Origin of the sequence: Streptomyces sp. NPDC046925 (assembly GCF_040644915.1) — a bacterium.
Lineage (GTDB): Bacteria > Actinomycetota > Actinomycetes > Streptomycetales > Streptomycetaceae > Streptomyces.
Window position 1 is genome coordinate 643,348 of sequence record NZ_JBEYWZ010000004.1, and the last position, 9,057, is coordinate 652,404.

A 9,057-nucleotide genomic window follows, 5' to 3' on the forward strand; every position below is an offset into this window, starting at 1 on the left:
CGTGGGTCGCTTTCGTCACAGGGCCGGCAGCACCGAAGCGCCGACGGCTTCGATGAGGTCGGTGGGCGGGTCGTACGAGCCGACGTGCTGAAGGAACACCCCGCTCACTCCGTCGGCGTGCAGGGCGCGCAGCCGACGAGCGATCTCGTCGGCGGTGCCGAACAGGCAGAACTCCTCGGCGAACCGCAGCGCCGCCGCGTCGTCGACCCACGCGGAGGCGACCCTCACTGCGGCGTCCCAGTCCTCGGCGTGGACCAGATCCGGGTACACGTCGTCGACGACGTCGGGCACGGTGACCTCGATGCCGGCCAGGGCGAGGAACGGGGCGCCGCCGTTCCGGGCGATCGCGGCGCAGATGGGTTTGATCCGGCGGGCCGCCGCCTTGATGTCGTCGGTCACCTCGCAGTACGCGGACACCGTGAGCGGCACCGCCTGCGCCGCCCGTCCCGCCGCCTCAGCGCCTTCCCGCACCCGGGCCGTCGCGCCCGCCAAGGTGCGGGACGAGACGCCGCTGAGCAGGATGACGCCGTCGGCCACCTCTCCGGCGAGCCGGAGGTTCCTCGGTCCGCTCGCCGCCAAGTGCAGCGGAACGGCGGGGTGCGGATCGCGCAGCCGGGAGCGGACCGGTCCCGCCGGGCCCGTGAACTCCTGCTCGTCACCGCTCAGCAGCGCACGCAGCACGGTGAGACCCTCGCGCATCTCGGCGGTCGTGCTCTGGCGCAGGCCGACGGGCCCGACCGAGCTGTCGCCCACGCCGAGCCCCAGAGTGAAGCGCCCGGGGGCCAGTTCGGCGACGCTGCGCGCGGCGGAGGCGACGACTGCCGGGTGGCGGGTCACCAGATTAGTGACCGCGGTGCCCAGCCCTATCCGCTCCGTGCCGAGCGCGGCGGCGGTCAGCGTGGTGAACACATCGCGCCACAGGAGCTGAGAGTCGGGGAACCACGCATTGTCGAAGCCGAGTTCCTCCGCTCTGCGCACCGAGGTCACGATCCGGTCGGCGCGGTCGCAGGGCGGAATCCGGACACCGACCGCCAACCGGCCCGGTGCGGTGCTCATGTGCCGCCCCGCATGCCGTATGCGGCGTCGATGTCGCCCTCGGCGGCGCTCACCGAGCATTCACCAGCGGAGTGTCGACGCCCACCGGGCCCAGGGGGGTCGCCCCGCCGGGGGAGCCGAGCGCGCTGTCCCGGCCCGGCAGCGCTTCGGTGAAGAAGGTCCGGTTGTCCTCGCGGAAGTCGGGGTCCGCCTTACGGTCCACCGTGATCGCCTGCTCCGGGCAAGCGACCTCGCAGGCCCCGCAGTCGATGCACTCCATGGGGTTGATGTAGAGCTTGCGCTCGCCCTCGTAGATGCAGTCGACCGGGCACTCCTCCATGCAGGACCGGTCCATGATGTCGACGCAGGAGGCGCCGATGACGTACGCCATGGTGTGTTCAGTGCTCCTTCTCGGTGGAGTGCCCGGGGAACAGGGCAGCCTCCGGGTCGATGACGGTGGCCGCGTTATTGACGGCGGTGGCGGCCTCGCCGAAGCCGACCGAGATGAGGCGGACCTTGCCGGGGTAGTCGGTGATGTCGCCCGCGGCGAAAACCCGGGGCAGGTTGGTCGCCATGTGGGTGTCGACGGTGATGTTCCGGGCCTGGAGGTCGAGGCCCCAGTGCTGAAGCGGACCGAGGTCGGCGAGGAAGCCGAGCGCGGCGACGACGGTCCCGGCCGGGACGAGGCGGGTCTCCTTGGTGACGCGGTGGCGGATCTCGGCCTGCTCCACCCGGTCGGCACCGGTGAGCCGGCTCACCTCGCAGTCGGTGACGATCTCCACGCCGAGGGTGCGGACCTTCTCGACGGACGCCGCGTGGGCGCGGAAGCGGGCGGTGCGGTGCACGAGGGTGACCGAGCGGGCGATCGGCGCGAGGAGGGCCGCCCAGTCGAAGGCGCTGTCACCGCCGCCGACGACGACCACGTCGCGATCCGCGTGCACGGACGGATCCGGCACGAAGTACTCCAGGCCGCGCCCCAGGAACTCCTCCCCGGCGGGCAGCGGGCGCGGAGTGAACGTTCCCACCCCGCCGGTGATGACGACGGCCCTGGTCCGCACCGTCGCCCCCTGGTCGCTGCGGACGACCGGCAGCCCTTCGGCGTCATGCGTCAGCTCGGCGGCCCGGTGGCCCAGGAGATAGCGCGGAGAGTACGGCTCGGCCTGGGCGACGAGACCGTCCACCAGATCGCGGCCGCGCACGGACAGGAAGCCGGCGATGTCGAAGATCGGCTTCTCGGGATACATCGCGCTGATCTGCCCGCCGAGCTGCGGCAGGACGTCCATGACGGTGACGGTCAGGCCGCGGAACCCTGCGTAGTAGGCCCCGTAGAGGCCCGCCGGGCCGGCGCCGATGATCAGGACGTCGGTGGTCAGGACGCCGGTGTCGTCGGTGAGTTGGCTCATGGTGTGAGCGTAGGAACGAGGTGGCGGTTCTCCCTATGGAGTCGTTCCGGTGAGCAGGACGCGGCTGGTCGGGTGGGCGCGCGGCGGGTGCGTCGGGGCTCCGGAACGCGGCGAGGGGCCCGCCGTCCGGCGGGCCCCTGCGCTCTCGTCCTGCGTTTCCTGCATCTCCCTCCGCCTGCCCGGCGGAGCGCTCAGGTCAGTGACCGTCCGATGCCCAGCGCGGCGGTCCGCAGCGCCGTCGCGTACCCCGCCGCGTCCATCCGGTAGGTGGGCGCCGTGATGGACAGCGCGCCCACCAGCGTGGTGCCCCCGGCGAACACCGGAACGGCCAGGCTCGCGTACCCGAGTCTGATCTCCTCGGACTCCAGGACGATGCCCTCCTCCCGGATCCGGTCGAGCTGGGCGCGCAGGCGGCCCGGCGAGATCACCGTGTGCCGGGTGATCGGCTTGAGGCCGCCCCGGACCACGTCGACGAAGAGCGACGGCGGCGAGTGGGCAAGGATCGCCTTGCCGGTGCCCGTGCAGTACAGGGGCAACCGGCCCGCCACCCGGGACTCGGCGTTCAGCCCGCGGTGCGGGAAGATCTTGTCGAGGTAGACGACGTCCAGACTGTCGTGGATGGCGAAGTGGATGGTCTCCCGGGTGATCAGCAGAAGATCCTCCATGTACGGCTGCACTGCCTCGCGCAGGATGCGCTGCCGATGGACGCGCTGCCCCAGCTCGAACAGGCGCAGCCCGAGCCGGTAGTCGCACCCCTCCCGCTCCAACAGCCCCCAGGTGACCAGCTCTTGGGCCAGCCGGTGCACCGTGGCCTTGGCCGCCCCCGAACGACGCACCAGCTCGGCCAGCGAGAGGGCGGCGTCGTCGGAGGTGAAGGCCTCCAGGATCGGACGGACCTTCCCCAGCACGGAGTTCATGGGGTCGACTCCGCCCGCCTCGATTCCGCCCGCCCCGGACCCGCCCGTATCGGTCCTGCCCGCACCGACCTCGGGCCCCGGCGCGGCGCGGCGTGCCGAGAGCACGAGGCCCTGCGGCGCCGGGTGCGCGACCGGGTGCGCGAGGGAGCGGTGACCGGCCGGCGCCACATCGGCCGGCGCTTTCATGCCGAGCGCCCCGCGTCCACGGCCGCCGGGTCGATGACCGCGACGCCCATCCCGGTGAGCCACTCGGGCATCGGCTCGTACGCCAGACGCCGTGCGGGCGCATGATCCAGAGCGGCGGCCATCAGCAGCCACGTCCGCAGTTCCTGCGCGCCGTTGCCCGCGGCCTTCTCCAGTTCCTCGGTCGTGTAGTCAGTGAGGCGGTGTGCCTCGCCGCGCTCCAGGAGGGTGAGGAACTCGTTGTCGAACTCCGGGGTGAGGGATGCTTCGGCGGCCCGGATGATCTCGCGGCGGCGGGCGTCGTAGTCCTGCCAGTTCTCGCGGCCGTTGAGCCATGCGCCGACCATGAACTCCTCGTCCTCGCCGTGCGGTTCGCGCCAGTCAGGCCAGGGCAGCCGGTGCGAGAGGCCGCCCGAGCCGACCACCGCGACCCGCCGGTCACCGGGGAAGGCGAGCACGGCCTCGCGAATCGCGTGCCCCAACTGCTCGCACCGCTCCAGCGTCGGCAGCGGCTGAGCGAAGACGTTCACCACCAGCGGCACGATCTCCACGTCGAGCCCGTCGAGCAGGTACTGGATGGCGTGCGACTGCCCGTGGTCGATCTGGAGCCTGGCGGAGAATGCCGGATCGAACCGGCCGCTCTCCACCAACGAGTCGGCGATGTGCTGCGCGAGCGGCACGTCCACCGGCTGCGGGCCCTTCGGCGTCCCGGACTCGCCGCTCGCAATACACTCCCCGACGCCCAGCGTGAACGGCGGGATCAGATCGAGCCAGAACCCGCGGAAATGGTTCGAGCCGATCAGGACGACGGTGTCGGGACGGGTGCGCGCCAGTTCGTCGCGGGCCACACCGAGCGCGTCACGAAAGCGTTCGGCGCGGTCCTTGTGAAGGGTCTCCTCCCAGTGCGTGTTCATCAGGGTGCTGTGGGAGGCCCCCACGCCGAGCACGATCTCGCTCATGCCGTTACTCCTTCCGGCTCCACGACGGGCCCGGACTTTCCGGCGGAGGCGCACTCCGCGCGGGAACGGGTCACGGTGTCGACCGCCGTGCGGATCAGATGGCGGGTCAGTTTCTGCATCTCCCGTACGGAGACGGTGTTCATGCCGCGGGCGAAGTCGATGTCAAAGGGCGCCTCGGCCACCTTCGGCATGCCGATGCGGACGGTCGGGATGCCGCGTCCGCGCAGGATGTTCGCGTCGGTCGCGCCGCTGTTGCCGACCACGACCTCGTGCGGGCGCCCTTCGAGGGCCTCCCATCCGGCGACCGCGCTGCGAAAGACCCAGCTCTCCCGGCTGGTGGTGGTCCCCGGGATGGCGAGGACCATCTCGACCGACGCGTCGAGCCCGGGCATCGAGCGCTTCAACTCGGCCACAGCCGCGAGGAATTCACGCTTCGCCTGCATGGGCGTCGTCTCCGGGGCGATGCGCAGGTCGACCCGCAGCGTGCAGGCCGCCGTGGTCACCGCGGCCATGCGCGGCCAGCCGCCCCGCACCGACGACACGATGCCCTGCGGCGCGACAGTGCCGCCGGTGTGCCGCTTCGCGTACGCGGCGAACCACTCCTCGAGGTGCCGTACGACGTCACCGGCGCGGTTGATCGCGTTGTCGTAGGGGAGCCGGTGGCGCGAGCCCACGTAGGTGTGGGTGCCGTGCACCGTCACCTCGAACCAGACCAGGCCGACCTCGTCCCACGACACGGTCCAGCCCGGCTTGGCGATGACCGCGTAGTCGGTGTACACGCCCTGCTCGAGGAGGAACGAACAGCCCGCCCCCTGGCCGGTGTTGAGCCGGCAGCTGCCGGGACGGGCGTTGGTGGGCATGCCGCCGGCGCCGAACGCGGCCACCAGATCCCCGGTCAAAGGGACCCCGGCCAGCGCGATCGCCTCGGCGGCCATCATCACGCAGGCCGCGTGCCCTTTGGGGTTGGAGGCTCCGAGGCCGGTCACCAGGTCGTCGTAGACGGTGGCCTCGGGGCGCATGTCCTCGCGCAGCTTCGGCCCGATCCACGGCACGTCCTCGCTCGCGTCGCCCACGGTGAGGGTGTCGATGGGTGCGTACAGCATCAGATCGGGTCCGGTGCCGTCGCCTTCGAGGCGGGCCCAGGCGTTCGCCTGGCGGGCGTCGAGGGGCTGGCAGGCCGCGCGCAGGCCGACCGAGGCGAGGGCTCCGGCGATGTGTTCGGCGAGCGGCCGCTCGTCACCGGTCGGACTGGCGATCCCGACGAGGCCGACGATCAGCTCACGCAGCCGCTCGTCGGTGACATGCGCCCAGGCCTCCGTCACCCAGGCGCGACGCCGGTCGTCGAGCCCGGAGAGTCCCAAGGGCCCGTCGACGGGCTGATCGCCGCTCACTGGTTGACCCGGTGCACCTGGGTCAACGTCGTCTCCGCGAAGCGCTTCTTGGCGCGGGGGAGTGCCACCGCGACGGCGGCACCGAGCAGGATCTTGAGCAGGGTGCGGGCCATGATCAGGCCTCCGTTTCCGTGGTGTCCGTGGTGGGTTCGGTGACGCCGGCGGCGGCGAGCTTCTTCGCGTACTCCTCCTCGCTGAGGTTGCGCCAGGCGGTCAGCGACACGTCGGGGCGGTAGAGCTTCTCCGGGGGCGCGTCGGTCACGTCGACCATCCAGGCGTCCTGGCCGGAGAACTGGCCGTGGAACAGCCAGCGGATGGCGCCGAGGTACTTGCCGTAGAAGCGGAGGGTGTCCCAGCCCTGCTTGAAGTTGACCATCACGCCCACGTACATGTGGTGGTCGGCGTCGATCGGCACGTAGAACTCGTAGTGCATGAAGTTGGGGTAGGCGATTCGCAGCATGCCCGGCATCGACAGGGACGCGAAGCCGGGGAAATCCTGGGACTCGATCACCGGGTCGACGTCGTCGGTCTTGCCGGTGTTGCCGAGGTTGAACGTCCCCTCCGGCGGCTGCTTCATCCACCACCGCTTGTTGGTCCAGCGGCCCACGCCCGGGAAGTCGGCATCCCAGTAGACCTCGTCCTGGACGCGGTAGATCCAGCGGCCCTTCGGCACGATCCGCGTGATGTTCCACGTCGGCATCGGCTTGAACAGTCGCCACAGTGCCGTCCGGTGGAGGTACTTGGCGTGCCCTTCGTCGAAGCCGTTCTCGCAGGCGAAGCGCCAGTTGCCGCCACGCGGATCGAAGCGGCCGCCCATCACGAAGGCGTTCGACACCAGCTCCTCGGGCAGCTGCTCGTCGATCGGGTGCGGCTCCTCCTCGGCGATCGGCATGTACACCCAGACCATGCCGAGCCGCTCCTCGACGGCGTACGTGCGCACGCCCAGCTTGCCCGTGAGGCGGCAGCCGGGACCGTCGGTGATGACCGCGGACAGATTGCCCGTGGGCAGGTCGAAGGTCCAGCCGTGATACGGGCAACTGACGGTGCCGGGAAACTGCTGGTTGCCCTCGGAGAGCGGGACGCCGCGGTGCGGGCAGCGGTTGTGCAGCGCGTACACCTTGCCGCTGTCGCGGATCAGCGTGATCTTCTCGCCGCAGAGCGTGAACGGTTTTGGGTCGCCGGTAATGTGGCTCGCCCAGGTGACCGGGTACCAGTAGCCGCGGAACCCGGACGCCGCCTTGTCGTAGTGGGGCCAGGACGACCAGTCCTGCCGGCCGATCTTCTCGGCGGACGCGGCGCGGGGTGCCTTGGCGGTCTCCTTCGCTGCGGTCTTCCGTGCGGCGGGGGATCGTTCGCTCGTCGTCATCTCGTCGTGGCCTCCTGCTTCGGTGGGTGTGCGGCACGAGCATCCGGCGCGGTGCGACGCCTGCCTATGAACCTGTTCCGGTGAACGGACCGTGGCCGGGCGGACCGGTCAGCGAACCATCGAGCTGGATCACTCAGGGGCGGCCGGGCAGCATCCGTCCATGAACCGGATGACGCTTCCCGGCCTGGTCGACACGGCGGCCGTACTTCACGGCGAACGGGCCTTCCTCACCGTCGACGGAACCCGGCGCACCTACGCGCAGACGCGCACGGCCGCGGCCACGATGGCCGGCGCGCTGGCGGCCCGGGGCTGCCGCCCGGGGGACCGGGTCGCCGCGCTCCTGTCCAACCGCATCGAACTGATCGATCTGGTCCTTGGCTGTGCCTGGCTCGGCGCGGTCGTGGCCCCGCTCAACACGGCACTGCACGGGCGGCTGCTCCGGCATGCGCTGGACGAGTCGGAACCCCGGTTCCTGTACGTGGAGGGGGAGCTGGCCGCGCGGGTGCGAGAGGTGGGATACGCGGGGGAGGTGTGGGTGACCGGTTCGCCGGAGGCACCTGTCCCCGGCATCGAAGAGGCGCTCGACGCGCACCCGTCCCGCCCCGGTGAGACGGCGGCCATCCTGTTCACCTCCGGCACGACCGGTCCCTCCCGTGGTGTGCGCTGCCCGCACGCGCAGTTCGCCTGGTGGGGCCGGAACGTGGCGGACTCGCTGCGCCTGACCGCCGACGACACCCTCTACACCTGCCTGCCCCTGTTCCACACCAACGCGCTCAACACGCTGGTGCAGGCGATGACGGTGGGGGCCTCCATGGCGGTGGACCGCCGGTTCTCGGCCTCGCGCCACTGGGCACGGGCCGCCGAGACGGGAGCCACCTGCGTGTATGTGCTCGGCGCGGTGGTGCCGATGCTGCTCGCACAGCCGCCCGGGCCCGCCGACCGCGCACACCGGGCCTGGCGTGGACTCGGACCGGGCACGCCCGGCCCGCTCTGGGACGCTTTCCGCCAGCGGTTCGGCGTCACCCTCGTCGACGGGTTCGGCTCCACGGAGACCAACCTGGTCATCGGCTCCGCACCGGAGGACTGCCGTCCCGGGTACATGGGCACGGTGCGTGACGGCTTCGAGGCACGGATCGTCGACGCGGACCTCTCGTCCGTGCCGGACGGAACGCCCGGGGAACTCCTCGTCCGCACCGACCAGGAACATGCCTTCGCCACGGGCTACCTGGGCGAGGTGACACCGGATCCGGGTGCGTGGCGCCGCACCGGGGACCGTGTGGTGCGCGAGCCCGACGGCTGGTTCCGCTTCGTCGACCGCGTCAAGGACAGCATCCGGCGCCGCGGCGAGAACATCTCCTCGTACGAGGTCGAGACCGCGCTGCGGGCACATCCCGATATCGCCGAGGCGGCCGCGTTCCCGGTCCCGTCCACGCTCGCCGAGGACGAGGTGATGGTGGCGGTCGTCCCGCGCGCAGGCCGCACGCTCGACCCGGCGCACGTGGCGCGGCACTGTGCGGGAGAGCTTCCCGCGTTCGCGGTGCCGCGGTACGTGGATGTGGTCGCGGCGTTGCCGCTCACGGAGACGGGCAAGGTACGCAAGTCCATGCTGCGGGAGCGGGGGGTGACCGGGGGGACGTGGGACCGGTGCAGACACGACCCGGACCCTGGCCCAAGGCACGAATGACCAAAGGCACGCTTGACCACGACACGAGGGCACCCCCCGCGGCGGCGACGGGGGCACGGGCATGGCGGGGCTCGCGGACCGGCTCGGCGCGGTCGACGGCCGGTTCGTGATCGAGTCGC

General features: G+C 71.3%; 8 protein-coding genes. 1 reads left to right on the top strand and 7 read right to left on the bottom strand.

Features of this window, described 5'->3' with window-relative positions; translation table 11 throughout:
• Positions 1-15: 15 nt before the first annotated feature.
• From ABZ906_RS21430 to ABZ906_RS21460, 7 genes are all read right to left on the bottom strand, one after another.
• Complete coding sequence (locus ABZ906_RS21430; protein WP_361384787.1) at positions 16-1,056, bottom strand: LLM class flavin-dependent oxidoreductase; 1,041 nt, start codon at positions 1,054-1,056, stop codon at positions 16-18.
• A gap of 49 nt (positions 1,057-1,105) precedes the next feature.
• Positions 1,106-1,426, bottom strand: coding sequence for a ferredoxin (fdxA, locus tag ABZ906_RS21435; protein WP_361384791.1), 321 nt, complete (start codon positions 1,424-1,426; stop codon positions 1,106-1,108).
• Between the two features lie 7 nt (positions 1,427-1,433).
• Positions 1,434-2,438: an NAD(P)/FAD-dependent oxidoreductase gene (locus ABZ906_RS21440; protein WP_361384794.1), complete on the bottom strand. Its 1,005-nt coding sequence runs from the start codon at positions 2,436-2,438 to the stop codon at positions 1,434-1,436.
• 191 nt (positions 2,439-2,629) lie between these two features.
• Positions 2,630-3,541 carry an IclR family transcriptional regulator gene (locus ABZ906_RS21445; protein WP_361384797.1) on the bottom strand — a complete coding sequence of 304 codons (912 nt, stop codon included), beginning with the start codon at positions 3,539-3,541 and terminating at the stop codon, positions 2,630-2,632.
• Positions 3,538-4,497, bottom strand: a complete 960-nt coding sequence (locus ABZ906_RS21450; RefSeq protein ID WP_361384800.1) for a catechol 1,2-dioxygenase — start codon at positions 4,495-4,497, stop codon at positions 3,538-3,540. The genes ABZ906_RS21445 and ABZ906_RS21450 overlap by 4 nt, the downstream gene beginning before the upstream one ends.
• Positions 4,494-5,888 carry a deacylase gene (locus ABZ906_RS21455; RefSeq protein ID WP_361384803.1) on the bottom strand — a complete coding sequence of 465 codons (1,395 nt, stop codon included), beginning with the start codon at positions 5,886-5,888 and terminating at the stop codon, positions 4,494-4,496. Before ABZ906_RS21455 ends, ABZ906_RS21450 begins: the two co-directional genes overlap by 4 nt.
• A gap of 115 nt (positions 5,889-6,003) precedes the next feature.
• On the bottom strand, positions 6,004-7,254 hold the full coding sequence (locus ABZ906_RS21460; RefSeq protein ID WP_361384806.1) for a Rieske 2Fe-2S domain-containing protein: 1,251 nt from the start codon (positions 7,252-7,254) through the stop codon (positions 6,004-6,006).
• Positions 7,255-7,414: 160 nt separating this feature from the next.
• Here ABZ906_RS21460 and ABZ906_RS21465 point away from each other — a divergent pair, with 160 nt between their 5' ends.
• Complete coding sequence (locus ABZ906_RS21465; protein ID WP_361384809.1) at positions 7,415-8,938, top strand: AMP-binding protein; 1,524 nt, start codon at positions 7,415-7,417, stop codon at positions 8,936-8,938.
• The last annotated feature ends 119 nt before the right edge of the window (positions 8,939-9,057 follow it).